23 protein-coding genes, 3 tRNA genes and 1 riboswitch are annotated in these 26,707 nt (G+C 61.4%); of the genes, 13 read left to right on the forward strand and 13 right to left on the reverse strand.

Going from position 1 to position 26,707, the window contains the following annotated elements:
* Positions 1–66: 66 nt before the first annotated feature.
* A complete protein-coding gene (locus tag I6L36_RS19080; protein WP_041213327.1) occupies positions 67–807 on the reverse strand; it encodes a lytic transglycosylase domain-containing protein in 741 nt (246 codons plus the stop codon).
* Between the two features lie 324 nt (positions 808–1,131).
* Between I6L36_RS19080 and I6L36_RS19085 the strand changes: the two genes are divergently transcribed.
* On the forward strand, positions 1,132–1,590 hold the full coding sequence (locus I6L36_RS19085; RefSeq protein ID WP_029313989.1) for a GNAT family N-acetyltransferase: 459 nt from the start codon (positions 1,132–1,134) through the stop codon (positions 1,588–1,590).
* A gap of 4 nt (positions 1,591–1,594) precedes the next feature.
* Here I6L36_RS19085 and I6L36_RS19090 read toward each other — a convergent pair whose 3' ends face one another.
* Positions 1,595–2,137, reverse strand: a complete 543-nt coding sequence (locus I6L36_RS19090) for a DUF1439 domain-containing protein (protein WP_029313991.1) — start codon at positions 2,135–2,137, stop codon at positions 1,595–1,597.
* Positions 2,138–2,233: 96 nt separating this feature from the next.
* On the opposite strand from I6L36_RS19090, the gene cls reads away from it, so the two are divergent.
* On the forward strand, positions 2,234–3,715 hold the full coding sequence (gene cls, locus I6L36_RS19095) for a cardiolipin synthase (protein WP_010673520.1): 1,482 nt from the start codon (positions 2,234–2,236) through the stop codon (positions 3,713–3,715).
* Positions 3,716–3,824: 109 nt separating this feature from the next.
* Positions 3,825–5,093 carry a DUF945 family protein gene (locus tag I6L36_RS19100; RefSeq protein WP_109112388.1) on the forward strand — a complete coding sequence of 423 codons (1,269 nt, stop codon included), beginning with the start codon at positions 3,825–3,827 and terminating at the stop codon, positions 5,091–5,093.
* Between the two features lie 58 nt (positions 5,094–5,151).
* On the opposite strand, the gene purU is transcribed toward I6L36_RS19100, so the two are convergent.
* A complete protein-coding gene (purU, locus tag I6L36_RS19105) occupies positions 5,152–5,988 on the reverse strand; it encodes a formyltetrahydrofolate deformylase (RefSeq protein ID WP_029313992.1) in 837 nt (278 codons plus the stop codon).
* A 209-nt stretch (positions 5,989–6,197) separates the two neighbouring features.
* Positions 6,198–6,355: riboswitch (FMN riboswitch) on the forward strand.
* 104 nt (positions 6,356–6,459) lie between these two features.
* Between purU and ribB the strand changes: the two genes are divergently transcribed.
* Both ribB and I6L36_RS19115 read left to right on the forward strand, forming a co-directional pair.
* Positions 6,460–7,113 carry a 3,4-dihydroxy-2-butanone-4-phosphate synthase gene (gene ribB / locus I6L36_RS19110; protein ID WP_109112389.1) on the forward strand — a complete coding sequence of 218 codons (654 nt, stop codon included), beginning with the start codon at positions 6,460–6,462 and terminating at the stop codon, positions 7,111–7,113.
* A 225-nt stretch (positions 7,114–7,338) separates the two neighbouring features.
* A complete protein-coding gene (locus I6L36_RS19115; RefSeq protein ID WP_010634682.1) occupies positions 7,339–7,581 on the forward strand; it encodes an Lpp/OprI family alanine-zipper lipoprotein in 243 nt (80 codons plus the stop codon).
* A gap of 140 nt (positions 7,582–7,721) precedes the next feature.
* Here I6L36_RS19115 and I6L36_RS19120 read toward each other — a convergent pair whose 3' ends face one another.
* Together I6L36_RS19120 and I6L36_RS19125 are read right to left on the reverse strand one after the other, a co-directional pair.
* The gene (locus I6L36_RS19120; RefSeq protein WP_041214740.1) at positions 7,722–8,570 is read right to left on the reverse strand and encodes a tetratricopeptide repeat protein; all 849 of its coding nucleotides are present in this window, start codon (positions 8,568–8,570) and stop codon (positions 7,722–7,724) included.
* Entirely contained in the window at positions 8,567–9,289 is a 723-nt protein-coding gene (locus tag I6L36_RS19125) for a 4'-phosphopantetheinyl transferase superfamily protein (RefSeq protein WP_109112390.1), read from the reverse strand. Before I6L36_RS19125 ends, I6L36_RS19120 begins: the two co-directional genes overlap by 4 nt.
* Positions 9,290–9,568: 279 nt before the next feature.
* On the opposite strand from I6L36_RS19125, the gene I6L36_RS19130 reads away from it, so the two are divergent.
* The 3 genes from I6L36_RS19130 (at position 9,569) to I6L36_RS19140 (ending at position 12,118) form a co-directional block, all read left to right on the forward strand.
* The gene (locus tag I6L36_RS19130; protein WP_039039319.1) at positions 9,569–10,057 is read left to right on the forward strand and encodes a C40 family peptidase; all 489 of its coding nucleotides are present in this window, start codon (positions 9,569–9,571) and stop codon (positions 10,055–10,057) included.
* 151 nt (positions 10,058–10,208) lie between these two features.
* Complete coding sequence (gene rlmF / locus I6L36_RS19135; RefSeq protein ID WP_041214742.1) at positions 10,209–11,156, forward strand: 23S rRNA (adenine(1618)-N(6))-methyltransferase RlmF; 948 nt, start codon at positions 10,209–10,211, stop codon at positions 11,154–11,156.
* Between the two features lie 236 nt (positions 11,157–11,392).
* Positions 11,393–12,118 (forward strand): MaoC family dehydratase, encoded by a 726-nt coding sequence (locus tag I6L36_RS19140; protein WP_010673529.1) that lies wholly within the window; start codon positions 11,393–11,395, stop codon positions 12,116–12,118.
* A 63-nt stretch (positions 12,119–12,181) separates the two neighbouring features.
* On the opposite strand, the gene I6L36_RS19145 is transcribed toward I6L36_RS19140, so the two are convergent.
* Complete coding sequence (locus tag I6L36_RS19145) at positions 12,182–13,165, reverse strand: DUF481 domain-containing protein (protein ID WP_174213886.1); 984 nt, start codon at positions 13,163–13,165, stop codon at positions 12,182–12,184.
* A gap of 22 nt (positions 13,166–13,187) precedes the next feature.
* Positions 13,188–14,105 (reverse strand): L,D-transpeptidase family protein, encoded by a 918-nt coding sequence (locus I6L36_RS19150; RefSeq protein WP_119197423.1) that lies wholly within the window; start codon positions 14,103–14,105, stop codon positions 13,188–13,190.
* 340 nt (positions 14,106–14,445) lie between these two features.
* On the opposite strand from I6L36_RS19150, the gene I6L36_RS19155 reads away from it, so the two are divergent.
* Positions 14,446–14,535: transfer RNA gene (locus tag I6L36_RS19155), tRNA-Ser, on the forward strand.
* A gap of 368 nt (positions 14,536–14,903) precedes the next feature.
* On the opposite strand, the gene I6L36_RS19160 is transcribed toward I6L36_RS19155, so the two are convergent.
* Positions 14,904–18,341, reverse strand: coding sequence for an ATP-binding protein (locus I6L36_RS19160; protein WP_010673541.1), 3,438 nt, complete (start codon positions 18,339–18,341; stop codon positions 14,904–14,906).
* 249 nt (positions 18,342–18,590) lie between these two features.
* Here I6L36_RS19160 and I6L36_RS19165 point away from each other — a divergent pair.
* Together I6L36_RS19165 and I6L36_RS19170 are read left to right on the forward strand one after the other, a co-directional pair.
* Positions 18,591–18,666 (forward strand) — tRNA-Gly (locus I6L36_RS19165).
* A 55-nt stretch (positions 18,667–18,721) separates the two neighbouring features.
* Positions 18,722–18,795 (forward strand) — tRNA-Cys (locus tag I6L36_RS19170).
* A 63-nt stretch (positions 18,796–18,858) separates the two neighbouring features.
* Here I6L36_RS19170 and I6L36_RS19175 read toward each other — a convergent pair.
* Positions 18,859–19,146, reverse strand: a complete 288-nt coding sequence (locus I6L36_RS19175) for a hypothetical protein (protein ID WP_049636605.1) — start codon at positions 19,144–19,146, stop codon at positions 18,859–18,861.
* 214 nt (positions 19,147–19,360) lie between these two features.
* Here I6L36_RS19175 and I6L36_RS19180 point away from each other — a divergent pair, with 214 nt between their 5' ends.
* A complete protein-coding gene (locus I6L36_RS19180) occupies positions 19,361–19,561 on the forward strand; it encodes a YbfA family protein (protein WP_045523888.1) in 201 nt (66 codons plus the stop codon).
* A 271-nt stretch (positions 19,562–19,832) separates the two neighbouring features.
* Here the strand turns inward: I6L36_RS19180 and I6L36_RS19185 are convergent, their stop codons facing one another.
* The 4 genes from I6L36_RS19185 to I6L36_RS19200 form a co-directional block, all read right to left on the reverse strand.
* Positions 19,833–23,048, reverse strand: a complete 3,216-nt coding sequence (locus I6L36_RS19185) for a transporter substrate-binding domain-containing protein (RefSeq protein ID WP_216986789.1) — start codon at positions 23,046–23,048, stop codon at positions 19,833–19,835.
* 143 nt (positions 23,049–23,191) lie between these two features.
* Positions 23,192–23,959 carry a class III extradiol ring-cleavage dioxygenase gene (locus I6L36_RS19190; RefSeq protein WP_109113164.1) on the reverse strand — a complete coding sequence of 256 codons (768 nt, stop codon included), beginning with the start codon at positions 23,957–23,959 and terminating at the stop codon, positions 23,192–23,194.
* 298 nt (positions 23,960–24,257) lie between these two features.
* Positions 24,258–24,728 carry an FKBP-type peptidyl-prolyl cis-trans isomerase gene (locus I6L36_RS19195; RefSeq protein WP_010673545.1) on the reverse strand — a complete coding sequence of 157 codons (471 nt, stop codon included), beginning with the start codon at positions 24,726–24,728 and terminating at the stop codon, positions 24,258–24,260.
* Between the two features lie 141 nt (positions 24,729–24,869).
* Complete coding sequence (locus I6L36_RS19200) at positions 24,870–26,024, reverse strand: Na/Pi symporter (protein ID WP_049636607.1); 1,155 nt, start codon at positions 26,022–26,024, stop codon at positions 24,870–24,872.
* Positions 26,025–26,275: 251 nt separating this feature from the next.
* Here I6L36_RS19200 and I6L36_RS19205 point away from each other — a divergent pair, with 251 nt between their 5' ends.
* A complete protein-coding gene (locus I6L36_RS19205) occupies positions 26,276–26,668 on the forward strand; it encodes a hypothetical protein (protein WP_029314009.1) in 393 nt (130 codons plus the stop codon).
* The last annotated feature ends 39 nt before the right edge of the window (positions 26,669–26,707 follow it).

The following is a 26,707-nucleotide window of genomic DNA, read 5'->3' on the forward strand; positions in this document are numbered from 1 at the left end:
GGCGTGTTTTTTATGCCTGAAGGAACACCGGGCAGGGCGCCATGCTGACGATAGGGTGCGGCATGATCACAGTCCCTTGGCGCTCAGCATCTCTTTGTAGCGCTGATGCAGCAGCTTGACCCGTTCCACATAGGCCCGGGTTTCGGCATAGGGCGGTATGCCGCCGTGTTTTTGCACCGCACCGGCGCCTGCATTGTAGGCGGCGGTGGCCAGGGCCACATTGCCGTCATACTGCTTGAGCAGACCCGCCAGGTATTTCACCCCGCCAAAGATGTTCTGCTCCGCCAGCAGGGCGTTGCCGACCCCGAGCTCGCGCGCCGTGGCGGGCATCAGCTGGGTCAGTCCCATGGCGCCCTTGCGGGAGACGGCCAGAGGATTGAAAGCGGACTCGGCATGGATAAGTGCCCGGATGAGGGCAGGCTCGACCTGATAAGCCTTGGCTGCCGCCTGTATGGTGCTGGCGTAGTCATAGAGGAAGAGGCCTGTCGTGCGCCAGTTGACCTTGGACGCCGGATCGCAGGCATAGCAGTCGTTGAACAACAGCAGTTCGTAGTGACCCTGCTCCGGCATCATGTCGGAATAGCGTATGACCCCGTTCTTTTGTACCGACTTGTAGACCTGGATCTGACGGCTTGCAGGCTTAGCGGGTTCAGGGGAGGGGAGCGGCGCCGTGGTGAGTGCCACGGTACGCGGCGTGGGAACCGGGGAGGAGACAGCCGTCTCCGGGGTCAGGATCACCACCTCTGCCGGTGGCGGTATCTGAGCCGGGGCTGCGTGGGAAAACAGCGGCATCATGCCCAGCAACATCCATGCTTTCAACGGCTTGCTCCTTAAGCCTCGTTAGCCACGTTGAGTAAAGCATTCGGGATGGCGCAGAACAAGTTCCCGTGAACAGGGGAGGCTGGAAATGTGATGGCAGAGGGACGTCCCGCCTGTGTGCTCACTCAGGACAAGGGGCGCGGCTCATGGCGTCAAGGGACGCATGATCGCAACCTCGTCTTTTCCATCGAGTTATTGGCTTTTTTGTAAGTTAAAGGCGTGTTATCTTGCTGTTGCTCCACTCTGGTCTGATCTCTTCGTGGAGCCAGAGAGCGAGCAGGAGAGGGCCGGTATGGCCAGAGCGAAATGGGCATGACAAGCAGGCGAGCGATGGAGCTCAGATTCGAAGAGTACTGTGATGCGGATCTTTCCCTCATCAGAGACTATTACGAGACGACGTTTTCCCACTATGTGCCGGATTTGGCAGAACGGATTTTTGTGGTTCGTGATGCGCACTGGCTGGTGGGGGCGGTGCGCCTGCGCGATGAACAGGATTACTACCACTTGTGCGGCTTTCGTCTGCTCCCTCACTACCAGTCCCTGGGGCTGGGGTCCCGCTTGCTGCAGCATGCCTGCCGCGATCTTTCCGACAAGCCCGTGATCTGTCACGCCCTGCCGTTCGAGAAACCCTTCTACCTCAAGGCGGGATTTGACCACCTTCCCCTGCATGAACTCGACGGGCCCCTTCACTCCCTCTATCACCAGCAGCACGAACAGGGTTACCAGATCGAGCTGCTGGTGCGTCAGGCGAAGGCGCCTGTTTTCAACTGAGATCTTATTGGGGTTTGGTCAGCAGGTGGATCTTGCCTGGTGACAGCTCCAGCCCCAGCAGATTTTCCTTGAGCCAGGCCTGATTGGGGTCCTTGTCATCCAGCTTGTAGACAGGCTGGGTCTCCAGCCGTTTCTCCATGCTTTGCAGCAGCATCCTCAGCATGAAACCAAACTTCTGTTCCGCCGCGGCAGGCTCCAGCTTGTAATCGATGAGCTTCATGTTGTCGAGGAAGAGCGCACTCCTGGCCTTGTCGTAGCGGGGCCTCGCCTCATAGGTCATGTTGAGGCGCGCGTCGTACTCGGTCTGATCCGGGAGCGCGATTTTCAACTTGCCTTTGCCAAACACCCTGGCGGTATCCGGGCTCTGGCGACCAATCTGCACATCGCTCTGCTCGAGTTGCACATGGGCCTTGATGATGCCGGGCAATTCCAGCTGTTTGTCCACTTGCACCTGGGATTGCAGGTACTGATTTATCTGCTGCTCATTGATGTCATATGAGCCTTGACCTAGCATGGCCAGACTCAGCAGCATAGATTGCAGGATCATGCTAACGACCTGATAGAATGGGTGTGCCCCATAGCATACCATCCCGACCCTGTGGGGTCTGCCCGTGCCATCTGTCCAATACACCAAGGAGTCGCCTTGCTCGACGGTCTGGAATACGACATTCAGTTGCTGTTTTCCCGCTTTCTCGGCTGGTTGTTGCTGTTGTTTCACACCGTGATCGTGGCAGGGATCTCCCTGCGGGTGGTGATGAAGCGACGTCCCATCGGGGTATCTCTTGCCTGGTTGGCCCTCATCTATGCCATCCCCTTCGCCGGGGTCGGTTTCTACGTGCTGTTTGGCGAGATACGCCTTGGTCGCAAGCGGGCGGAGCGGGCCCAGGCCATGTACCGTCCTTACGCCATCTGGATCCGCCAGCTCGCGCGCCTCTTCCCCCAGCACTGCTGCGAGGTGGGCAGCAAGGCACGCCCGCTCCACGATCTGATCCAGGGGCGCTTGGCCATGCCCATGCTCTCGGGCAACCGGATGACCCTGCTGCACAAGCCCAAGAGCATCGTAGAGGAGATAGTGCGCGACATCCGGGGCTCCTCCCAATCCTGTTATCTGGAGTTCTACATCTGGCACCCCGGCGGGGATGTGGACGAGGTGTGCGAGGCGTTGATGGAGGTGGCTGCACGCGGCGTGGATTGTCGTGTCTTGCTCGACTCCATCGGCAGCAAGACCTTCTTCCGCTCCTCCTGGCCCAAAACCTTGCGTGCCGCTGGTGTCAAAGTCGTGGAAGTGTTGCCGGTCGGCGCCTGGCGTATCCCGTTTCAGCGCCAGGACTTGCGCATGCACCGCAAGCTGGTGGTGATCGATGACAAGGTTGGTTACACCGGCTCCATGAACATGGTGGATCCCCGTTTCTTCAAGCAGGATGCCGGGGTCGGCCAGTGGGTCGACATCATGATCCGGGTGCAGGGCCCCGTGGTGCCGTTGATGTGGTCCACCTTCGTCTGGGACTGGGAGATGGAGACCGGCGAACGGCTGCTCGACAGTCTGCAACATGAGCCGGAAGCCTGGCCACAGACCAACTATCGGGCCCAGCTCATTCCCTCCGGCCCCTTCGTCGGCGGTGACTGCATCCAGCAGAGCCTGCTGCTCGCCATCTACCAGGCTCGTCACCATCTGGTGCTGACCACCCCCTATTTCGTGCCGGACGATCCGCTGGCTGCGGCCCTCTCTTCGGCGGCGGCCCGCGGCGTGCTGGTGCAGTTAGTTCTGCCTGCGCGCAACGACTCACTGATGGCCAACCACGCCAGCAACTCCTTCATGGAGGATCTGCTGGCGGCAGGAGTGGAGATATACCGCTATGATGCCGGACTGCTGCACACCAAGAGCGTGCTGGTGGACGATGATTTCGCCCTGGTGGGCACGGTCAACCTCGACCGGCGCAGTCTCTGGCTCAATTTCGAGATCACCCTGCTCATCGACAACCCGGTGTTTGTCGCCGAGATGAACCAGCTGGTGCAGGGCTACATGCTGGAGGCGACCCCCATGTCACTGACCAGGTGGCGTGCCCGCCCCTGGTACAAAAAATTGCTTGAGAACATCTTCTACCTGTTCAGCCCCCTGCTGTGACAGCCAGAGCGTGGGCCCCAAGCCGTTGTCTGGCTTGTGTTGATGCCCATCCTCCCCGTAGAGTGCGCCCATGCACCCGCCATTGAACCATTGTGGAGAAACAGAACTGATGAAGAAAAAAGTGGCCTTGGCCGTCGGAGCCGTGTTGGTGGTGGGAGGGCTTGGCGCCTGCTGGTACACGGGCAATACGTTCGACCGGATCCTGGCCGAGCAGATCGCCAGGGCGCAGCAGGAGAGCGGGATCGAGGTCACCTGGAGCCCGGAGACGGAGAATCTGTTCACTCGCGACGGCGTGCTCAAGGTGGTGGTGCCGCCCCAGACGCTGGCGAGTTTTGATCCCCAGCTGGCGGGAAGCGAACCCATCGAGATGCAGTTCGCGTTCAACAGCCGCCTGTTGCCGCTCTATATCAAGAGCCACCTCCAGCTTGATACCGCACAGGGCACGCTGGCGCCCATCCTGACCTCTCTGGGGATGCAGCAGTGGCAACTGGGGGCAGAATCGGCGAGCAGCCTCTGGACCATGAGCAACAGTTCCCGCTTCTGGGTGAGTGACTTCAAGGTCAAGGAGGGGCTCAACGAGTTCACCTTCCTGCCCTTGAACGGCGCCTATCGCGGGGATCTCGACGGCAATGGCCATCTCACCGCCCACTGGTTGGGGATGACGGTCCACGATGCCCAGAGCAAGACAGATCTGGCCTTGGCGGATCTCAAGGGCAGTGCCGATATGGCCGAGATCAGCGGGCTCTGGCTCTCTCCCCGCAGCGATGCGACCCTCACGGCCTTCACCCTGACCCAGCCGGGGAACGTCAAGATCACGCTGGAGGGGCTGACCACGGCCACCGAGCTGGCGGGGGACGATCTTCAGACGCTCTCCACTCGCTATCAGATGAAGGTGGCGACCCTCAACATGGAGAGCGAGGAAGACCGGCTCGCGCTGACCCAGGGAAATCTGGATCTCTCCCTCAAGGGGCTGGATCTCGAGGGGTATCAGACGCTGCAAGAGGCCAGCAGCAAACGGGTGGACGAAGCGGCCATCCAGGAAGCGCTGGACAAGATGCTCCAGAGAGGGGCCACACTGGAACTGGCGGATCTGAGTGCGCGATTGAACGGTGAGCTTGTCAGCCTGCAAGGGGAGGCCAAGCTGGCGCCCACCACCCTGGCACAGTTGATGGGCAGCGAGGAGGGGATGCAGGCACTCTCCGGTCTGCTGCATGCCCACCTTGGGGAGAAGCTGGGCCAGGCCGTACCCCAGTTGGCCCCCATGCTGGAGCAATTCACTGCCATGGGATATCTGAAGGCGCAGGAGTCACAGCTTCAGGCCGAGCTCAAGCTCGACAAAGGGGCCGTGACCGTCAATGGTCTGCCGCTGCACCCGTGAGTGCCGCGCAATGAAAAAGGCTCCCTCGGGAGCCTTTTTTCTGGGGGCGCGCAGCCGCTTATTTGAACACGACGGTCTTGTTGCCGTAGACGAAGACCCGCTCGTTCAGCACCAGTTCCAGCGCCCGGCTCAGCACGGATTTCTCCACGTCGCGTCCGGCCTTGGCCATGTCATCGGCACTGAAGGTGTGATCGACGTGGATCACGTCCTGCTCGACGATGGGGCCTTCATCCAGATCGTCGGTGACGAAGTGGGCGGTGGCACCAATCAGCTTGACCCCGCGGTCGAAGGCCTGACGATAGGGGCGGGCACCGATGAAGGCTGGCAGGAAGGAGTGGTGGATATTGATGATCTTGCGCGGATAGGCTTCCACGAAGCTTGGGGTCAGCACACGCATGTATTTGGCCAGGATGACGTAATCCGGCTGGTAGCCATCGATGAGCGTGCGCACTTGCTCCTCATGCTCGGTGCGGCTGAGATCCTCGTGGCTCACGCAGTGGAAGGGGATGTCGAACTTGCCGGTCAGCTCGGCGAGGGTGTCGTAGTTGCCGATGACCGCGACGATGTCCATGTCCAGGGCGCCGGCATAGTTCTTCATCAGGATGTCGCCGAGGCAGTGGGTCTCCTTGGTCACCAGGATGACGATGCGCTTCTTGCCCGCCTTGACGAGGCGACGCTGGGCGCCGGCAGGCAGGGCATCATCGAGGTCGGCCAGCAGGGTCTCGTCGTTGAAGCGCCCTTCCAGCTCGGTGCGCATGAAGAAGCGGCCGTTTTCGTGATCCACGAACTCGTCGTTCTTGTTGATGTTGAGCTGGTGCTTGTAGCAGATGTTGGTGATCTTGGCGATGAGACCCTTGGCGTCGGGGCAATCGGTCAGCAGTATTTTCTTTTCCATCTCTGTCATGATTCCGTTTGTGATGTTGGCACCCGGTCTGCGCGGGCGCGCGCGTTTTTGCTGGCACTATGCCACAAACGAAATCAGAAAGGACAGCGCGCCGTGTATCGGGTGGTGCTCGCGCGAAAATTGCCGTGCAGCCAGCACCCGGTTTGTCTTTGATGGGTTTTTGGCTGGCATCCTGCGTCTTTTTTCTTTAGGCTGTCTGCGCTTATTCTCAGGGCGGGGCGAAATTCCCCACCGGCGGTATCCCGATGTGACTCGGGGAGCCCGCGAGCGCCCGACCCGGCATTCATCCGGGACGGGGTCAGCAGATCCGGTGAGATGCCGGAGCCGACGGTCATAGTCCGGATGAAAGAGGATAAGACAGATATTGCTGGCCAGACCCTGACGGGTTGGCCGCCGCATGGCTACTTCTGTCTGCCTTTCCATGCCCTGATTCTGGTCCTTGTCTTTCTTAGGAGTCTTACCATGAATCAGTCTCTACTCAGTGAATTCGGTGATCCCATTGCTCGCGTCGAAGCCGCGCTGGCCGCCCTGCGTGCCGGTCAGGGTGTGCTGGTGGCCGATGATGAAGATCGCGAGAACGAAGGCGATCTCATCTTTGCCGCAGAAACCATGACCAACGAGCAGATGGCCATGATGATCCGCGAGTGCTCCGGCATCGTCTGCCTCTGTCTGCCCGACGAGCGGGTTCGCCAGCTCGAGCTGCCGATGATGGTGGAGGCCAACTCCAGCCACTATCAGACTGCCTTCACCGTGACCATCGAAGCGGCGCAGGGGGTGACCACCGGGGTGTCCGCCGCCGATCGCATCACCACCATCCGCGCGGCCATCGCCGACGGAGCCCGGCCCTCCGACCTGCATCGACCCGGCCATGTCTTCCCGCTGCGCGCCCGCACGGGTGGGGTGCTGACCCGCCGTGGTCACACCGAAGCGACCGTCGATCTGATGCAGCTCGCCGGGCTCAAACCTTACGGAGTATTGTGCGAGTTGACCAAGGAAGATGGCTCCATGGCCAGGTTGCCGGACCTGGTGGCCTTCGGTCGTCAGCACCGGATGCCGGTCCTGACCATCGAAGATCTGGTGCAATATCGTCAATTGCTGTCAGAACGTTCAGCCTGAGCCTCATACGAAATTGTAATAAGCCCAAATTTTGGTTACGCTTTGTGCGAACCTCATCCAGGGACACTCATTTTTGCTTAAAGTTTGTACGTAAAGTGTGCAACTAAAAAAAAATGAGGGTTTTAACGCATTTATCTGTGATGAGGCCTATCCAAACTATGATTTTTTTGTGCCATAATCACGCCGCTTGCTAAACGTCTGGCGAGTTAAAGGGAGCTTTTAAAAATGAAAAAAATGTTGTTGGTAGGTGTTGTTGGTCTGTCCGCTCTGCTGGGCGGTTGTGCAAACACCAGCGAACTGGAAACTTCCGTTCAGAATCTGTCTAACAAAGTTGACCAACTGGCTCAAGATGTTAGCGCTGTTCGTGCTGATCAGTCCAAGATCGCTGCTGATGTTGCAGAAGCCAAGCAAGAAGCTATGCGTGCTAACCAGCGCATCGACAACATGGCTACTTCCTACAAGAAGTAATCCATGCGAAAAAATGGCGCATTTCAATGCGCCATTTTTTTTTGCCTGAAATTCATCAAATTACCGCGTTTCCCCGCTGAAACCCGCCTGACAAGGCAATGCCGACGAATCGGCATCCCCTCTTCTGATTTTCCTGTCGCTCAATAGAGCAGGCTGTAGAGCTTGCGACGATAACTCTGCGCCGCCGGGTGCGCGCCCATGGTTGCCAGCACATCGAGATAGATCTTCTTGGCATCGCCAAAGGCGAGATCACGTTTGAGGATGGTGAACAACAGAGCCAATGCCTCCTCTTGTCTACCAACCTGGCTGTAGAGCACCGCCAGCTCCTGGGCGAGGGCATGGTCATCCGGCTGTTCAGCGTGGCGCAGCTCCAGGGCGCGCAGCTCAGGACTGTCGCTGGCCTGCAGCGCCAGCGAGAGGCGGGAGCTCAGGGTCTGGTAATGGTCATCCTGTGCCACCATGGGGATGGTCGAAAGCAGGCTCTGCGCCTCGTCAAGGAGATTGAGATCCAGCGCGGCCTGTATCAGCCAGAGCGTGATGTCGTGACGCTCGGGGGCGAGGCGATGGGCCTGGCCAAGATGGGTGTGCGCCACATCGGCTTGCCCGTTCTCCAGCGCCTGCTTTGCCTGATCGAGCAGCAACTCCTCCTCTTTGGGGGCAAAGGCGGCGAAATACTGGCGCAATGTGGCTTCATCCTGCGGCCCTTCCAGAATGGCCTGTTCATCCGGGCGCCCCTGATGGAACAGCACCAGCGCGGGCAGTGCGCGCAGGGCAAGCTGGCTGGCCAGAGGCTGCAACTGGGGGTCGTTCATGTCGACTTTGGCAAGGGTCACCGCCGCATTGGCCGGGCCGACCAGCGCTTCCACTTGCGGGGTCATGGCTTGGCACTCCGGCATTTGGGGGGCGTGGAAATAGATGACGACCGGCTTTTTCATGGACGCATCGAGCAATTCTGCGTGGAAGTTCTGGGGAGTGATGTCGACGATCATGAGGCTGACTCTCGAAAAATGGTGTGGATCAACATGGGGTCCAGCGGGATGGAATTCAAGCGCGCATCCAGTAGATGGGCATCGACCCGGCGAGTCGGGGCAGCCAGGCTGAGCCATCCGCTGCCCGCGGGCCAGTCGCGGATTTCATAGTGGCGATTGTCGAGATGATTTTTGAGCTGCCATGCCTGCTCCGGAAGGAAGCAGATCTTGTCGAGTCCGGCGGAAATACCGTCGCCATGCGCCTTGAGCACAGCTTCCTTGCGAGACCATAGCCGATAGAAGGCCGAATGTTGCTCCTCTCGAGGCTGGGTGTTCAACCATTGGTATTCGCTTGGCGCATAGAAGCGTTTGGCCAGCGGCAGTATGGGGCGGTGACGCACTCCCATCTCGATGTCCACCCCAAGGGGGCCCTCCTCACAGAGGGCGATCACCAGCCACTCTCCGCTGTGGCTGAGGTTGAACTGCCAGCGATGACTGAGCAGTGTAGGTTTGCCATGCGCACCGATGCCAAAAGTCAGGGCATCGGCCCGGCAATGGAGTCGCTCGGCCAGCAGGCGGCGCAGCAGCACCCGGCCGAGCAGGTACTCATGCTGGCGACCCGCCTGGTGGATTTCGTGCCAGTGACGGCGTTCATCCGGGGCGAGTTCGGATGCCAGCCTGATCACCAGGTCTGCATCAACGCTTGCCGTATTTAACAAATAGAGATCCGCAGATAGCATAATATTTCACTTAAAAATGGGGGTGAAATAGCGATAATAGTCCGTTTGATGCGCTCAAAACCGATGCTTTCAAGATTGTATATTGTTTGGGCATGATCACATAAATTGCGCTAAACAGAGCATTTCCTTGCAAAAATGTGAGGTCGATTGGGATTTTCGCTTGCCTCGATAGAATTCTTGGATATAGTCGGGTGCTGTTGCCTTATAAATTGCCCTTTCGGGCTGCATTTTAACAAGTTTCACTCTTTTTTTTGCGGGGATAAAGGATTGCGCCACCTGATGCTACTGCTGGTCGCGCTCGGAATGGTGGGTTGTGCATCGGCACCCCAACCCGAGGTCGCGAGCAAGATCGAGGTTTCCATGATGGAACCCGTGATTGAACCCGAAGTTTCACCAACCCCTGACGTCAACGAAATCCTGACCGTATACAAAGAGTGGCGCGGCGTTCCTTACCGGATGGGAGGCAGCAGCCAGCGAGGCATCGATTGCTCCGCCTTCGCCCGTGAAGTGTTCCGCAATGCCGTCGGCATCGAGTTACCCCGCGATACCCGCTCCCAGGTCCATGAAGGCACCCGGGTTTCCAAACAGGATCTGGTCGAAGGAGACCTGGTCTTCTTCAAGATCAACCGCCGCCTCAATCACGTGGGCATCTATGTCGGCAATGGCGAATTCATCCATGCCTCCACCCGCGCCGGGGTGACACGCTCCAAGCTCGACAGCAGTTACTGGCGCAGCAAATTCTGGCAGGCACGCCGGATAGACATCTGAGTCAGGCTGGACAAACGGCTCGCAGTACGGACTGTTTTTCCAACCTCACTTGAACCGGGCCCTCAGGGCCCGGTTTTTTTATGACCCTCGTTTAGACTTTCCCTGGTCGACTCTCTATAGTGTGGCCCCCTTGATCCTCGGCAGGTCCAGCATGACACCCCAGCAGAAAACCGGATTGCACCCGCGCAATCGCCATCAGGCACCCTACGACTTCGACGCGCTCTGCCAGCGTACCCCGGCGTTGACGCCTTTCGTGTTCACCAACGAGCACGGCACCCGAACCCTGGACTTTGCCGATCCGGCCGCCGTCAAGACGCTCAACCGGGCATTGCTGGCACTGCACTATGGCATTGCGCATTGGGATCTGCCCCCCGGCTATCTCTGCCCGCCCATTCCGGGCCGGGTAGACTACCTGCATCGAGCCGCGGATCTGCTGGCCGAGAGCGCGGGATGCGTACCGACGGGCAAGCAGGTTCGAGTGCTGGATGTCGGTGTCGGGGCCAACTGCATCTATCCCTTGCTGGGCGCCCGGGAGTATGGCTGGCGCTTCGTGGGCTCAGACATCGATCCTGTGTCGGTGAAGGCGGCAACCCTGCTGGCCACCAGCAATGGATTGGGCAACCAGATCACATGCCGTCATCAGGGTAACCCCAAGCATGTCTTTCGCGGGATCCTGGGGCCGAAGGAGCACTTTGCCCTGACTCTGTGCAACCCGCCGTTTCATGCTTCTCTGGCGGAAGCGAGCAAGGGGACGGAACGCAAGCTGCGCAACCTGGGCAAGGGCCAGGCAGTGGCCGGGGCGCCCGTGCTCAATTTCGGCGGTCAGAAGGCTGAGCTCTGGTGCGAGGGGGGCGAGGCGGCGTTTCTGGCGGCCATGATAGAGCAGAGCAAGGAGTTTGCCAGCCAATGCCTCTGGTTCAGCTCGCTGGTGTCGAAAAAGGAAAATCTGCCTGCCGCACGAAAGGCGCTGGCTCGGGTGGGGGCGCGGGAGGTTCGCGTGCTCGACATGGCGCAAGGCAATAAGGTGAGCCGGATCCTCGCCTGGAGTTTCCTGGACGATGGGCAGCGCAAGACCTGGTGGACAGCCCAGGGGAGATGATCGAGGACGGGGCTCAGTGGCGACACGGGCCCTGTCTCTTTTTCAGATCAGATGTTGATTCGTTTGCAGCCTTCCATTCAATCGTTTTCCTGCCCGTGTTTGCTCGCATGTTAGTGACCACTGTCGCGCCTGGTACAGGTGTACGCCGAGATTTTTTTGTACTTGCTGATGAAACTTTCATAAAATAGGACTGGTTAGACCTCTTTACAGGCTTTGAATCGAATAGGGATCGGTAAATGAAAGTTGTCGATTTTCTGAAGCACAAGCGCGAAATTCTGGCGCAACACCCCTTTGAGCTCAAGGATTGGCTCTCTCCGGCGATCCGCGACTACTGGCGTGAGTTTCAGCAAAAGGCACACCTTCACCCCTTGCTGGGAAGAGTGCTGGATCTGCAGGGGGAGTCCCAGGATGCCCGCCAGCAAGAGGCTGCCAGAGTCACCCAGGTCGCGAATGGCCAGCCTGCCTTGGCGCAGGATCCCGTGGTGGAGCTCGAAGGCGAAGCGGCGGCACTCTATGCCGAGTTGCAGACCCGCATCGGTGAAGAGACCCATGTAGGTGAGTGGTTGCAGGTCACCCAGGCGTTGATCAACCAGTTCGCGACCGTGACCGGCGATCATCAGTGGATCCACACCGATCCCGAGCGTGCGGCAGCCGAGTCTCCCTTCAAGACCACCATTGCCCACGGCTTCCTGACTCTGGCCCTGCTGCCCCAGTTGACCGGTTCGGTGGACGAGAGCACGCCGGAGTTCCCGACCGCTCGCATGGTGGTGAATTTCGGTCTGGAACAGGTCCGCTTCCCTTATCCTATCAAGGTGGACAGCAACATCCGCGCCCGTACCAAGCTGTCGCGTGTCACGCCCATCAAGGGAGGCATCGAGCTCCTCAAGGAGATCAAGATAGAGATCGAGGGGATCCGTCGCCCTGGCTGCGTCATCGAGTCGGTCACCCGGATCTATTTCTGACGCGCTCGTCTTGCGTCCATGAACACAGGCCCACTTCGGTGGGCCTGTGCCGTTTCTGGCGGGTTAAAAACTCGCCCCCAGGGTGATGAGGTGACGCCACTCCTTCTCGCTCACATCCATGTTCAGGCCATGGTAGTCGAGCCAGGCATCGTCCCAATCCAGCTCGCTTGACCAGGAGAGACGCAAATGATCGCTGAAGTAATACCTGAGGCCCAGGCTGCCGCTGACGGACTGCTTTCTGGTCAGATAGGGGGATGGTTGGTCGACGAACCTTTCATAACTGCCCTTGCCAAACAGCTCGAACTTCTCTTCCCAGAGTGCCAAGGGTTGCCGGTAGTCCCAACCCAGGCTGACGAAGGGGTAATTGATGATCCTGTCGTCAAACAGGTCTGAGTTGCTCCACACCTCCGGCCTGAAATAGGCCCGCTCCAGGCCGAGCTGGCTGATGATCTCCAGCCGGCGTTGCCTGTCATTCCAGAAGCGGTATCCGGGACCGGAGGCATAGTCAATCTCCAGATAGCCTGCCTCGATCATGTTGTAATCGATGTCGACGGAAGATCGCAGGAACCAGTGATCGTCGAAGAAGAAGTCGAGCTTGGGTTTGAGCTTGTACTCGTGGCTGTCGGTGATGTTGTTCGCCGTTTCGTAGATGTACTCGCCATCCAGGCTGTAACGCCAGTCCAGATTGGCAAACTCGGTGGAGACCTTGAGATTGACGTTGTTGGTCTTCTTGGTGTTCTCCTTGAGCTTGATGTTGAGATCCCCGTTCCCCGTCAGCAGCCAGGCATTGGCCTCATCAGGAGAGTCCAGCAGGGGGATCCCCGTCTTGGTGAGCGGCTTGGGTTTCTCCTGCTTGTCCAGACGCCAGCGTTTGATGGCGTGGCGCGGGACCGTCATGGCCTGGCTGTAGGCGGGCTTGATACGGATCTGCTCGTCCGTGATCTCCTCTATGGTCCCGCTCAGACGATCGCCGTTGCGCATCCAGAGGATGTCCGCCATCGCCGCGGAGCCAGGCAGCAGAAACAACAGGCAAACCACATGACTGATTCTGTTCATGGTGGTCAGGCCTTCAGCCGCTCACGGGCTTGGGCAGGCCGCTCTTGTGCTCGAGCAGGGCGGTCACCCGGGCACTGTCGATGTCGGAGGCAGCGATGAACTGCTCGGCTTCGGGGGAGAGCACCAGCGGCGCCCCCTGTGCCATCTCCGCTTCGGTGCGGGAGAGGGGAGAGTGTACCTCCAGCCAGCGACGACCGTCAGGTTCCACCGCCATCTTGACCGGCTGGTTGATGACACGGACCGGGGTGCCGACGGGAACAAGACCAAACAGGGTTTCGATGTCATCCGGGCGCAGCCGGATACAACCCGCGCTGACTCGCAGACCGACCCCGAAATCCTTGTTGGTGCCGTGGATGAGGTAGTCCTTGTTGCCATAGCCAAGACGCATGGCGAACTTGCCGAGGGGGTTGTCGGGGCCGGGGGGGACCACGGCGGGCAGATCGATCCCCTTCTGCTCCAGCCAGGACTTGCGGACCATGGGGCCGGGCACCCAGGTCGGGTTGGGATTTTTCGCGATGACGGTGGTGGTCATCTCCGGCGTCTCGCGGCCGATGTCACCGATCCCGATGGGCAGCACCATCACCTCCTGCTTGCCCTTGGGGAAGTAGTAGAGGCGAAGTTCAGGCAGGTTGATGACGATGCCTTCTCGCGGCACGTCGGGCAGCAGCATCTGGGTCGGCAGAGTGAGCCGGGTGCCCGGGGTGGGCAGATAGGGGTCTACGCCGGGATTGGCTTCGAGCAGTGCCAGAAAGCCTGTCCGGGTATGCTTGCCGACCAGTTCCAGATGATCGCCAGGCTGTACGATGTAATCTTCCAGGGCGCCGATGAGACGGCTGTCCGCTGGCGGCAGGGGATAGGTGTTGGACCAGACAGGTGCGGCCCAGAGGCTGGCGGCGGCCAGCAGCAGTGAGACGATACGAGTGTTGAGCATGGTTGTTCCTATCGGCTGGGGCGAGGGACGGGTTCCCTTCCAAAAAATGAGCAGAGATTGTCAACGAATCCCGCGGGGATTACCAGTCCGGCACCATGACTGCCGGGAGGGCGGTGGCGAGCGCGTCACAGGGTGTCACTGGCCCATCAGGCTCGCCGTATTCGCCCGCCCGAAACCGGGTACAGGGTGGAGACAGTGAGCGAGGAGGCGCTGCCGGGTGAAAGTCACTAGTGTTGTGAGGGGCGGGATCGCCGGATGGCGGTTTTATCGCCAGTCGTCTGATCTGCAACGAGATTTACATTGATTTCCCGGCTAGGGTTGGGTCAATATGAGTGCCCGTGGAGAGATGCCGGAGTGGCCGAACGGGATTGACTCGAAATCAATTGTGGCAGCAATGCCACCCAGGGTTCGAATCCCTGTCTCTCCGCCATTTATTCCCCTCAAGCCCGCGCCCGTCGCGGGTTTGTCATTTCTACTGTCCATCCCCCGGCTCAGCCATCTCCCAATGTCTTTTCCGATTTGAGGCCTGTGGTCACGGTGTCGCGTAGTCTCACCCCATTCTCTCGAATGTCCATTCACCTGATTAGCCACTTGCCGGCCCAGACAGGTCTCCCGGGGTCATCACCAACATGGTGATGGGGCATGGGCCCGCACCTGCAGGGTCATCTGGCCTCAGCCATCGCGATCCCCCTGATAGGCGCAGAAAGCCTGCGAGTAGATGTGTCCAGAGTTGGCTATTGGTGCTTGGTTTTCTATCCCGCAGCCATCATCAGAGCAACGTGGCTGCGGGTTGGAGACTCATGCCTTGCGGCTGGCGAGCTGGCGAAGGCGCTGGGTGCTCTGGTGCAGACTCTGGTGCTGCACCTCGTTCAGGGCGCAGTGCTTGAGCACGTACTCGGCGCTGGCCACCACCGTCTTCCAGCGCGGTGCCTTGGGCAGGGTGTCGAGGTTCAGGTACTTGTCGAGGGTGCGGGTCTGGGGACTGGAGCGGTCCATGTAGACCCGCCACAGCTTGCTCTTCTCCGCCAGCACTATCTTGCCCTTGCCGGTGCTCTGCTGCCAGGTCTCCAGGGTGAGACGCATGGTGTCCACCAGGGCGCGGCGCAGAGGTTCGTCATCCTGCTGGCGAATGAGATCGTCGGCCAGCGACCTGAACTCCCCTCCCAGCCGGCTCAGTTCCCCCAGCAACTGGCCATCCTCGATGATGGCCTGGCGAGAGAGGCTCTTGAGGGCGTTCTCCAGTGCAGCCATGCGATTGTCGTCCTGGCGCGGTTCTGTGCCAAGGGTCAGCGCATAGGCGTGCTGCCCCCCCAGGTTGATGGGCAGGGCGCGGGCGTTGAGGGTGTCTCGCTGGCCCGCCACCAGGAAGTCCAGCTCCCGCTCCGGCTGCGCGGTCATGTCGGGCCACTGGCTTGCCAGCGGGGCGGCCAGCCACTCGTCCAGCATCTGCCCCTCCATGGCTTCCGGCTCCTGACCCAGCAGGCGCGCCAGGGCCCGGGAAGCAAACAGCACCCCTCCTTGCTCATCGAGGAAGACCATGGGGTCGGCCCCCTCGCCAAGCAGGGCGAGGAGCCGCTCCTGATCCTGGTGCAGTTGTTCCTGGAGCAGCAGACGGTGCTCTATCTCCTGTTTGAGCAGGCGGTTCTCCACCAGGGAGGCGCGCCCGGCGCTGGCCTCCAGCAGGGCTCTCACCCGGGCGAACAGCTCCTCCTTGCAGAAGGGTTTCACCAGATAGTCGTTGGCCCCTGCGTTGAAACCCTCTTCAATCTCCTTGGGCTGGTTGAGGGCGGTGAGCAGCAGCACCGGCAGCTTCTCCTTGGGGTGCTGCTGGCGCAGACGGCGGCAGACGTCGAAGCCCGAGAGGGTGGGCATCATCACATCAAGCAGGATGAGATCCACCGGCTCCTGAGCCAGCTTGGTCAGGGCGTCGTGGCCGTCGCTGCTGGGCAGGATGCGATAACCGCAGGGCTGCAGCAGGTGGCGCAGTATGTGTAAATTGATGGGCTCGTCATCCACCACCAGGATGACGGGGGCATCTTGCGGCGGGGGCGGCAGATCCTCGCTCTCCCAGTCCGGCAGGATGACGGGTTGCTGGCGCACCAGCTGGTGCTCTATCTGGCGGCTGTCGAGGGTCAGACTGCCCGCCTTGCCGCTGGCCAGCGGTAGGGTGAAGGCGAAGGTGGAGCCGACGCTCGGCTCGCTTTCCACGAACAGCTCCCCCCCCATCAGGTGCACCAGCTGGCGGGTGATGGAGAGACCGAGGCCCGCTCCCTGCTTGCTCACTTCCGGGCTCATCTGCACCAGGGGCTCGAAGATGTGCTCCAGATGGTCCCTGGCGATGCCGATGCCGGTGTCGGTCACCTTGATGCGCAGGAAGTTGCCCTCCACCAGGGCGCTCAGCACCACCTTGCCCTGGGGGGTGTACTTGATGGCGTTGCCCACCAGGTTGTAGAGCACCTGCTCGAGGCGCTGCTCGTCCGCCAGCACAGGGGGCAGCTCGGCGGGGCTCTTGTCCACCAGGGTGAGGGGCTTGGCCTGCACCAGGTGCTGGCAGAGATCCAGCACCAGCCGGATGACCCCCTTGGAGGAGACCGGCTGGGGGTGGATCTCCAGCTGGCCGTAGCGCATCTGGTGGTAGTCGAGCAAGTCGTCCACGAGGCGGGCCAGACCGTCGGCGCTCTTGATGATGAGGCCGAGTTGTTTCTGCTGCCCTTCGGTCAGGTCCTGCTGGCTGGCGAGCATGGACTCGGCCATCCCCTTGATGCCGTGGATGGGGGTGCGCAGCTCGTGGGAGGTGTTGGCCAGGAGCTCGTCTTTGAGCTTGTCCGCCTGTTGCAGGCTGAGGTTCTGCTTGTGGGTCAGCTTGACCTGCTGTTGCAGCTCCTGGGTCTGGCGTTCGATGAGCTCGATCTTGTCCTTCACCGAACGCTGCATGTGGCGAAACGCCTGGGCCAGCCGGTCGATGTCATCGTCGGTGCGGGGGATGGTGATGGGGTGATCCAGAGCGCCGTCCGCCACCTGTTCGGCGGCGGCGGTGAGGGATCGCAGGGGCGCCGTGATGGAGTGGGAGAGCCAGCGGGAGAAGAGGATCAGCAGCAGCAGTGAGCCTGCCCCCAGCAGGATCACCAGCGTCTCGAGCTGGCGGATGGGGGCATAGGCCTCGCTGGTGGAGATCTCGGCGATGAAGGCCCACTCGGTATCGAACACCTTCACCTGGGTATAGGCGGCCAGCACCTCGTCATCGTGGTAGGAGAGGAAGGGGCCGACCCCCTGCTCCCCGGAGAGGGCCTTGATGATGAGGGGGGTCTGCAGCGGCCGGAAGTCGGGGCTGAAGCTGTTCTCCACGCTGAATTCAGGGGCGAGCCAGGCGTTGGCGCGCATCCGCTTGTCCGGGCCGATGAGAATGGTCTCGCCGGTTGCGCCGAGCCCCTCCCGCTCCGCCATGATCTGGTTGAGCTTGTCCGGCAGCAGCTCGAAGATGACCACGCCGCGCACATAGTCGTACTGCATCACGGGAGCGGCGAGGTAGGCGACCACCTGGCCGGTCAGCTCGTTGCGGCCAAAATCGGTGAACTCGAAGATCTGCTGGGGCTTCTGGCCGCCATCGAGGCGGCGCTTGATCTTGGCGAAGGTGTTGCCAAGACCGCTGGACTGGTAGGGGCCAGAGAGCAGGTTGGTGGCGAAGTTGGCCTGCTTGGTGACCGAGTAGACCACGTCACCGTTGAGGTCGACCAGGAAGATGTCGCTGTAGTTGGACTTGCGCACCATGTCGGCGTAGCCGCGATGGAAGCGCTGGTGGACGCGGCCATACATCTCGTCCGCCAGGATGAGGGCGCTGATGGAGGGCTCTATCTCCACCTGACTGTCAGGTTGTTGCAGCTTGTCCCAGGAGCCCGGCACATAGCGGGCCTGGGCGCGGGCGCGGGCCTCCTGCGGCGTGGTGCCGAGCTTCTCGAAGGCACCGGTGAAACCGTAGAAGCGACCGATACTGTTGCCGGCAAAGTCCTGCTGGGAGAAGTTGATGATCTGCTCCTTGAGGTTGCCGAAGTAGTCTTGCAGCTGGTTTTTCTTGATGTTGCGTACCGAGACCAGATGGTTGGAGGTCTGGGTGGTGAGATCCTTGCCGTGGCTATAGAGGAAAAACAGGGTGACGACCAGGAAGGGCACCAGGCCCAACATGAAAAAAGCCAGCATCAGCTGCGGTCTGAGCCCCCGAGGCCTGAAGTTCCATTTCATCGCATGATTTTCAATTGATAATCCAGTTACTAAACGCGATGAGTTTCTGACTAAAGGCTAACTATTTCAATGGCTTTATCTTAAATTCGCTCGTCGGGTCACAGGGAGCGGGGGGATTTTCGACCAAGGCGTCTAAAGGGTGAGCAAACAGCACGGGAAAGGGCTCAAAGTGAGAAAAAAGGGTTGTGCCCGGGCTCGGGGTACGTATAATGCGCCTCGTTGTCAGGCAACTGGCACGCAAGCAATAATGCGGGAATAGCTCAGTTGGTAGAGCACGACCTTGCCAAGGTCGGGGTCGCGAGTTCGAGTCTCGTTTCCCGCTCCAATACTCCATGGCACCAACCATGGACATCACTCTCAAGGCAATGCCTTGTCAGCATGGCGCGTTAGCAAAGCGGTTATGCAGCGGATTGCAAATCCGTTTAGTCCGGTTCGACTCCGGAACGTGCCTCCATCTTCTCCCTGTTATCCACATCACTGACGTTGTCCATCCGCCCTGGCGGCCCAGGATGATGCTTCATTGGATGTCAGTCAGCCGTGAACAACCTTCCCGTTGCCACGTTTTGTGCAGATGTAGATCCATCTCGGCCAATGCCTCGCCCCTGGATCCGGACCTCTCTTCGCCCCCCTGTTCTGCCAGCGCGGCCATCTCCTTTATCAGCAAACCGCATTGCCACAGGCTGGCGGTGGGGACCCCGTGATAGGGGATGTCGATGGCATCGTCACGATTGAGCCGCCACTCCTGCCACTGGCTCCAGGCGAGCACGCCCAATGCCCCCAGCAGCGCCGCATCTGCAAGTTTCATCCTGTGTTCCCCCGATCTGGTCCAGTCCTCGTTAACTCTGGAACAGGGGCCGCGTTTTGCCACCTTTGTTGTTTTTTAGTTAAAGAATGTAACCCGGTTTCATTTTTAGGCTTTTAGCCCCATTTTTTATCAAAAAATGGCGCTGTCGGTGTAGTAATCCTACAATGATTGGCGTAATCTTTGTTCAGTGGTCTTACCAGTGAGGCGTTACATCATGTTTCATCCCTTCTCCCTGACTCAGATAATCCTTCGCCGCATCTTCGTCTTGGTGGCGGGTTTGCTCGCCTTCCCGGTGATGCTGTTTCGCCGGGATCGCGCCCGTTTCTACAGTTACCTGCACCGCATCTGGAGCAAGACCAGCACCAAGCCGGTCTGGCTCAAGATGAGCGAGCGAGGGGAGCGGATCTTCTACTGATCCTCCCCGCGACGCCCGCTTCACCCGGTGCCAAACTGGCGTGACAGGCAGGGCGCACCTCCCGATATAAAAAAACCGACACCCTGGTGTCGGTTTTTTTATGGGGCTCGAACCGCCACCGGCCTTGTATCCATGGCTGGTCCACGTTGTCTCTTGTCTCTTGTTTCTTGTTTCTTGTTTCTTGTTTCTGTGGGCGACCCTTTATGCCGCACTCTCAGTCGCACTCTCAGCCGCGCCCTTGCGACATGACGGGAGGAAGGGTTGGCGGTACTCAGGGCGCTGGCCCCAGGGTGGCCAGCGCCGCGCGCAGACGGGCGAGGCCGATGGGCTTGAACAGGCAGTCGTTCATGCCGGCGGCGAGACAAAGCTCCCGCTCGCGAGGCTGGGCATGGGCGGTGAAGCCCCAGACGGGCAGGCCATGGCCGAGGGCTCGCAGGCTGCGGGTCAGCTCGAAGCCGTCCATCACCGGCATCTGGCAGTCGGTGATGACCAGATCGAAGGGGTGGCTGGCGAGGGCGCGCAGGGCCTCCAGGCCATTGCTGCGCACACTGACGTCGTGTCCCAGGTGCTTGAGCTGCTGGCGCAGCAGGATCTGGTTGGCGTGATTGTCATCGACCACCAGGATATGCAGCCGATGGGGGAGGGGTTGAGCCTGGTGGGGCTGGGGCGCCGGCATTGCCGTGATCGGGGCGGGGGGTTGCTGAGCGAGCGTGAGGGGCAGCCTTATCTCGAGCCGGGTGCCTTCGCCGACCTGGCTGTGAACGGCTATCTCCCCCCCCATCATCTGGCACAGGATGCGGGCGATGTTGAGGCCCAGCCCGCTGCCGGGGAACTGGCCGTGGGCGCGATAGAAGGGGGTGAAGAGCCGGGGCAGCTTGTCCGCAGGAATGCCGGCTCCGGTGTCGGTGATGGTGAGGTGCAGCACAGGAGGCTGCTCGCCCCCGGTCAGGGTGGCGGTAATGGCGACCCGGCCCTGCTCGGTGAACTTGATGGCGTTGCCGATGAGATTGGAGAGGATCTGGCGCAGGCGAAGGGGATCGATCAGCACCCTTGGCATGGGGGTGTCGGGCAGCCTGACCTCATAGATCAGCCCCTTCTGCTCGGCCATGCCCGCAAAGACCCGGGTGACGGACGAGAGCAGGGGCGCGAGATCGCAGGGGGTGGGAGTCAGGGTCATCTGGCCCGCCTCTATGGAGGCGATATCCAGGCTGTCCCCCAGCAGATCCAGCAGACCGTTGGCGGAGTCGGCGGCGATGCGCAGCAGCTCGCCGCTGTGACGGCTGAGAGCGGGATCCTCGGTGGCCAGCTCCAGCATGCCGAGGATGGCGTTCATGGGGGTGCGGATCTCGTGGCTCATGGTGGCGAGGAAGTCGCTCTTGGCGCGGCTGGCGCTGTCGGCCTGCTGTTTGGCCTCGCGCAGCGCCTCTTCCAGCCGCTTGCGGTCCGTGATGTCTATCCAGCCGTCGATCACCCCGCTGATGGCCCCCTCCCCGTCGAAATAGGGCACCATCCAGTGATAGATGTCGCTCTGGGTTCCCCTGTGATGGAAGAGGCGATCCGCAAAGATGGGCTGCCCCTCCTGCAATACCCTGGCAAAGTCCTGCTCCAGCACGGCGATGCTGCCTGCATCGATCACCCCTGACAGCCCCTGGGCGAAGGGCTGACCCAGGATGGCCTTTGGCTCGGCGCCGAGCTGGGTCAGGTATTTGCTGTTGCACAGCAGCACCTTGCCGCTCTTGTCCCGCACGACGATGGGGTGGGGCAGGCTCTCCCCCAGTGCCCGGATGAACCTGACATGGGCCTCCAGTTGCTGGCGGGAAGCCTGCTCGGCGCTGGCCATCCGCTTGAACATGCGGTTGCGATAGAGCAGCACCAGCGCCAGGGTGAGGAGCCCCACGAACACCAGGTAGACGATGTGGGCGTGGCGATCCATGAAGCCGGGAACCGGCAGTTTGCGGTTGCGCCACTCGTAACTCATCATGGCGAGCTCGTTGGGGTGGATGGCGAGGATGGTCTTGTCGAGGATCCCCATCAGCATCCCCTGTCCGGGCAGGCTGGCAAACCCCATCCGGATCGGCTCGTCATCGGCGGGGCCGGCGATGCGCAGCGGGCTCTGGGGGTCATTGTCCAGCGCATGGCGGGCAAAATAGAGGGGCACGATGGCGGCATCCACCCGTCCCTGGGCGAGCACCTCCATCGCTTCTGCGGCACTCTCCACCTGGGTGATGCGGCTACCCTCCAGTCTCTGTGCGAGGGGCACATGGTGCGTCATCGCCACCGTCTTGCCCGCCAGACTCCGGATGGTGTCGATCCCTTGTTCCTCCTGGCGGGTGAGGATCACATAGATGTTGTCGGTGGCGTAGGGCACCGAGGTGCGCAGCCCGTAGTGTTCGGCCACCTGCTGGGAGATGGCGCCGATGAGGTCGATGGCGCCTGACTGCATGGCTTTTGCCAGCTGACGCTCGGAGTCTGCCCGCACGAACTCGAAGGTGAGGCCGGTGCGTGTGCGGATCTTGTCCAGCATGTCCACCGTCATGCCGACCAGCTGGCCGTCATGATCCAGGGCGCCATAGGGGTAGAGGTTGTCCATCAGCCACACCCTGATGGGGGGCGCTTGCCGCATCCAGGCCCGCTCGGCGGCATCATAGAGATCGGCGCTTCGCTCGCTCATGTCGCGGATGGGCCCGTTCCACTGGGTGAAGAGGGTGTTGCGCGCCCGGTCGTCGATGGCCGCCAGCCCCCGGTTGACCAGGCTGAGCAGGGCGGGCTCGGTGGCCGGGACGGCAAAGCGGAACTCGGCAGGCGCCAGCTCGGGCGGGGCCTCGCCCCGCTGGCGAAGGTTGTCGAAGCGCTCGCTGTTGAGGTAGTGGGTGGCGTGGGCATCCCCCAGCAGGATGTCGTCGCGGCCGAAGAAGACCGCATCGAACGCCTCCATGTTGGAGGGATAGGTCACCAGGGTGAGGGTGGGGTAGTAGCGGCCAAAGCGCGCCCTGTCTATCTGATCCCGGACGGCGGCCACCCGCTGTCCCGGTGTGAGCAGTGCCCCCCGATAACGTCTGGGCACGGAGAAGACGAGGGGGCTGCTGAAATAGGGGTTGCTCAGGCGGATCGCCCGGGTGTCACTGTCCGCCAGGGTGAGATTGCCGAGGCTGGCGAGGTGTATCTCCCCCCGTGCCAGGGCCCGGAGCAGGTGCGCCTTGTCGGGGAAGGCGCTCAGGGCAACGGGTTTGTCCAGCATCCGGGCCAGCAGGTCGATGTAGTCGGCACTGAGCCCCTCGACGCGCTGGCGAGCGATCATGGTGAAGGGGCGGTAGTCCTCTTGCAGGATGCCGACCCGCAGTTGGGACTGCTGGCGCAGCCATCCGAGCTCCACCTCCGACCAGCGGGGAGGCAGCGGGGCGGGATCGTAGCGGCTGTGCAGGGTCAGGGCCTGCACAGGTTGAAGGCAGAGCAGACAGAGCAGGATCAGTGTTCGATATAGGTTCATCTAGCCACCCGACGCGACAGCCATCCCTGCCAAGCCTCATCCAATGGCGGCCATTCTACCGGAAAATGGCTATAACGAGTCCGCTATTTCTCCACGCGCGTCGGCGGCAGCACGGCAAGCAGGGCGGCCTGGCCGCCCCGCCCTCAACCGAACTGGTAGGCCCCCATGTAGAGGCTGCCGTAATCCCAGCTGTCGTGCAGCTTTCGGGGTCTGTCGGCCCCCGCCGCGCCGAGCGCCACAAACAGGGGGCGCAGGTGATCGTCGTGGGGATGGGATTCCACCGCGCCCGGCGCCCGGGCCCGGTAATCTTCCAGCGCCCCCCTGTCTCCCTCTGCCATGGTCTGCTCCAGCCAGCGAGCAAACTGACTGGCCCACTGGGGAACCGGCGAGCCGTCCGGCCCGAGGGCACGCAGGTTGTGGGTGATGGCGCCGGAGGCGAGGATGCTGATCCCTTGCTCGCGCAGCCCCTGCAATGCCTCCCCCAGTTGCCAGAGCTGGGCCGGGGTGAAGCTGGCCGGGATGGCGATCTGCACCAGGGGGAGTTCACTGTCCGGATCCATCAGGGAGAGGGGGGACCAGACCCCGTGATCCAGCTCGCGGCGCACCGGGGTGGCGGGCAGGCCGGCCAGCAGCAGCTGATCGCTCACCGCTTCCTGCAACCATTGCGGGCTCGTCGCGGGCCAGCGGATCTGGTAGAGGGGCTCGGGGAAGCCGTAGAAGTCGTACATCAGGGCCGGGCTGGGCTCGACGTTGATCTGCAGCTCGCTTCGGCTGAACCAGTGGGCCGAGATCACCACCAGCCCTCTGGCACCCTCGAGGCGCAGTTGCTTCAGGAACCGGGTCGCGGGCTGATCGCGCAGGGCCAGATCCGGGGCGCCGTGGGAGATGAACCAGACAGGGGCGATAGACATGACAGACTCCATATGTGTTGTGCCGATGCGCGCGGCGCACCGACAACCCGAGGCCAGGGCGACATGCCGCTGACGATGTGGTCATTATCTGCCCCTATTGATGGGTTAACAATCAGGTTTTAAGGATAAGCACTCTTCACTTTTGGTTGATAGTCTGGCATCAGGGCGAGGGAGACCGGGGCAGAAACGACAACGCCGGCGCAGTGCGCCGGCGTTGTGATCAGGGTCCGTCGGACGTGGCCTCTGACGGGATGCCCCGCAGCGCCGCCTCCAAGATCAACGCGGGCCCAGGGCGGGTTTATTGAATGCCCAGCAGCTCCACGTCGAAGATGAGGACTGAGCCCGGCGGGATCTTGCCGGCGGCGCGATCGCCATAGGCCAGGTTGGCGGGGATGTAGAAGCGGGTCTTCTCCCCTTCCACCATCAGTTGCACCCCTTCGGTCCAACCCTTGATCACCTGGTTGAGGCCGAACTCGATGGGTTCGCCACGGGCGACGGAGCTGTCGAACACGGTGCCGTCCAGCAGCTTGCCCTCGTAGTGCACCTTCACCTTGCTGGTGGCGGTGGGGTGAACGGTACCGGTGCCCGGGGTCAGCACTTCGTACTGCAGGCCGGAGGCGGTGGTGGTCACCAGGGGTTTTTCCTGGTTGCTGGCGAGGAACTCGGCCCCCTTGCGCACGTTCTCTTCCGCCAGCTTCCGGTTGTTGCTGCTGGAGTAGAAGTAGTAGGCGGCGCCGGCGATAAGAAGGGCTATCAGAATGAATTTCATCGGGTTTTCCTGTTCCTTGAAATCAGAGTGCGAGTGAGGGGGCATCTTATCCCAGCCAGGGGGAGAGGGCGAGGGGAGGCGCCCCGGGATGTGACCTGGCGGGTAAGGGGGCGGGGGCAGCTGAGTGCCCCCGCCGCGGGGTTACTTGACGGCCACCATCATCAGGGCGGGCAGGGCGAAGAAGAGCCCGGCCACGTAACCCAGCGCCAGCAGCTTGTTCTCGCTGCCGACCCGGGCCAGGGCTTCGGCGGCCTTGATGGGCAATTCCCGCAGGAAGGGCACGCCATAGATGAGCACCACGGCGAAGAGGTTGAACAGCACGTGGACCAGGGCGATGGTCAGGGCGAGCTGGGCACCGGCACCGCTGATGGCGGTGGCGGCCAGCAGGGCGGTGATGGTGGTGCCGATGTTGGCCCCCAGGGTGAAGGGGTAGAGCTGACGGGTGTTGAACACGCCGCCTCCCGCCAGGGGGATCATCAGGCTGGTGGTGGTGGAGGAGGACTGCACCATCACGGTGACCAGGGTGCCGGAGGCGATGCCGGTGAGCGGGCCACGGCCCAGGGCCTTGTGCAGCAGCTCCTTGGCACGGCCCACCATGACCTGTTGCAGCACCTTGCCAAGGGCGGTGACGCAGAACAGGATGAGCAGAATCCCGATGAGAATGGTGGCGATGGCGCCCCCCTTGCCCGGCAGGAAGGCGACGGCACCGTCGATGAGATCCAGGGATGGGGAGATGAGGGGCTTCATGAAATCCATCCCCTTCATGGACATGTCGGCGGAGCCCAGCAGCAGGCTGGCAATCCCTTCCGCACTCTTTTGCAGCAGACCGAACATCAGCTCCAGGGGCAGGAAGATGAAGACCGCCAGCAGGTTGAAAAAGTCGTGCACGGTGGCGGCGGCGAAGGCGCGGCGAAACTCGCCTCTGTCCCGGATGTGCCCCAGGGAGACGATGGTGTTGGTGATGGTGGTGCCGAGGTTAGCCCCCATCACCATGGGGATGGCCATGGCCATGGGCAGGCCCCCTGCCACCAGGCCGACGATCACCGAGGTGACGGTGCTGGAGGATTGCACCAGGGCGGTGGCCAGGATGCCGAGCAGCAGCGCGACGAAGGGGTTGTTGGCAAAGGCGAAGATCTGGGCCGCGCCCTCGGCGCCGCCGGAGAAGCCCTTGAAGCCGTGGGAGACGGCGCCAACGGCGACCAGGATCAGGTAGATCAGCGTGATCACCGCGAGCCAGTTGAACAGGGGGCCGGGACGACGGATCTGCTGGGGTGCGGAAGATGCGGTGCTGTGCATATGGCCTCTTGGGGTCGTTCTGCGTTGAAAATGGACGGGCGCATTACAACAAGGCTCCATGACAGAAATATGACAACGTGACACTTTTATGATGCTTTGGTGACAGGGCGGCAGGGGGCGTCGCAGACAAAAGGTGTCGGAGCAAACGCCGATATGACGCCATCCGGCTCATCACCGGCCCCCGCCCTTGCACTGGGATCCCAGGGTTATATGCTGCCGGACTTTCCTGTCTTGAAACTGAGGAAGTGATGATGCGTGCATGGGTTTTGTGCCTCTCCCTGGGTCTGCTGTCTGCCGGTGCGCAGGCCAGCGTGTTCAAGTCCGAGTGCAACCTCGACAAGGCGGTCAGGAACGAGGCGATGAACGCCACCCTGGGGGTCAAGGGCAACTGCGATGCCGACAAGCTGGTGCGCAAGCAGAAGGAGAAGGCCAATGCCGAGGTGAAAAAACACACCACGGACGTGCTGGACAAGAAGACGGCGGGACTGAAAGAGACCAGGCAGCACACCAATGCGGCCCTGAACAAGCAGAGTGCCGGTGTGAAGCAGGCGCAGGACAAGGTCAACCAGACCCGCAAGGATGTCAACGCCGTGACCAGGGATCCGGTCAAGGCGGCCGCCACGGCCGTGCTCAATCAGGGGTGAGGGTCCGCGCACCGGACGTCTGAATGCAAGAAGGGGAGC

The sequence above is a fragment of the Aeromonas sp. FDAARGOS 1406 genome (assembly GCF_019048565.1).
Taxonomy (GTDB): Bacteria; Pseudomonadota; Gammaproteobacteria; order Enterobacterales; family Aeromonadaceae; genus Aeromonas; species Aeromonas caviae.

Excerpts from the sequence above, each read along its gene's own strand:
- I6L36_RS19080 (WP_041213327.1), bottom strand. The coding sequence starts at position 807 with ATGTTGCTGGGCATGATGCCGCTGTTTTCCCACGCAGCCCCGGCTCAG.
- I6L36_RS19085 (WP_029313989.1), top strand. The coding sequence starts at position 1,132 with ATGACAAGCAGGCGAGCGATGGAGCTCAGATTCGAAGAGTACTGTGAT.
- I6L36_RS19090 (WP_029313991.1), bottom strand. The coding sequence starts at position 2,137 with ATGATCCTGCAATCTATGCTGCTGAGTCTGGCCATGCTAGGTCAAGGC.
- I6L36_RS19100 (WP_109112388.1), top strand. The coding sequence starts at position 3,825 with ATGAAGAAAAAAGTGGCCTTGGCCGTCGGAGCCGTGTTGGTGGTGGGA.
- purU (WP_029313992.1), bottom strand. The coding sequence starts at position 5,988 with ATGGAAAAGAAAATACTGCTGACCGATTGCCCCGACGCCAAGGGTCTC.
- ribB (WP_109112389.1), top strand. The coding sequence starts at position 6,460 with ATGAATCAGTCTCTACTCAGTGAATTCGGTGATCCCATTGCTCGCGTC.
- I6L36_RS19115 (WP_010634682.1), top strand. The coding sequence starts at position 7,339 with ATGAAAAAAATGTTGTTGGTAGGTGTTGTTGGTCTGTCCGCTCTGCTG.
- I6L36_RS19120 (WP_041214740.1), bottom strand. The coding sequence starts at position 8,570 with ATGATCGTCGACATCACTCCCCAGAACTTCCACGCAGAATTGCTCGAT.
- I6L36_RS19125 (WP_109112390.1), bottom strand. The coding sequence starts at position 9,289 with ATGCTATCTGCGGATCTCTATTTGTTAAATACGGCAAGCGTTGATGCA.
- I6L36_RS19130 (WP_039039319.1), top strand. The coding sequence starts at position 9,569 with ATGCTACTGCTGGTCGCGCTCGGAATGGTGGGTTGTGCATCGGCACCC.
- rlmF (WP_041214742.1), top strand. The coding sequence starts at position 10,209 with ATGACACCCCAGCAGAAAACCGGATTGCACCCGCGCAATCGCCATCAG.
- I6L36_RS19140 (WP_010673529.1), top strand. The coding sequence starts at position 11,393 with ATGAAAGTTGTCGATTTTCTGAAGCACAAGCGCGAAATTCTGGCGCAA.
- I6L36_RS19150 (WP_119197423.1), bottom strand. The coding sequence starts at position 14,105 with ATGCTCAACACTCGTATCGTCTCACTGCTGCTGGCCGCCGCCAGCCTC.
- I6L36_RS19160 (WP_010673541.1), bottom strand. The coding sequence starts at position 18,341 with ATGAAATGGAACTTCAGGCCTCGGGGGCTCAGACCGCAGCTGATGCTG.
- I6L36_RS19175 (WP_049636605.1), bottom strand. The coding sequence starts at position 19,146 with ATGAAACTTGCAGATGCGGCGCTGCTGGGGGCATTGGGCGTGCTCGCC.
- I6L36_RS19180 (WP_045523888.1), top strand. The coding sequence starts at position 19,361 with ATGTTTCATCCCTTCTCCCTGACTCAGATAATCCTTCGCCGCATCTTC.
- I6L36_RS19185 (WP_216986789.1), bottom strand. The coding sequence starts at position 23,048 with ATGAACCTATATCGAACACTGATCCTGCTCTGTCTGCTCTGCCTTCAA.
- I6L36_RS19190 (WP_109113164.1), bottom strand. The coding sequence starts at position 23,959 with ATGTCTATCGCCCCTGTCTGGTTCATCTCCCACGGCGCCCCGGATCTG.
- I6L36_RS19195 (WP_010673545.1), bottom strand. The coding sequence starts at position 24,728 with ATGAAATTCATTCTGATAGCCCTTCTTATCGCCGGCGCCGCCTACTAC.
- I6L36_RS19200 (WP_049636607.1), bottom strand. The coding sequence starts at position 26,024 with ATGCACAGCACCGCATCTTCCGCACCCCAGCAGATCCGTCGTCCCGGC.
- I6L36_RS19205 (WP_029314009.1), top strand. The coding sequence starts at position 26,276 with ATGCGTGCATGGGTTTTGTGCCTCTCCCTGGGTCTGCTGTCTGCCGGT.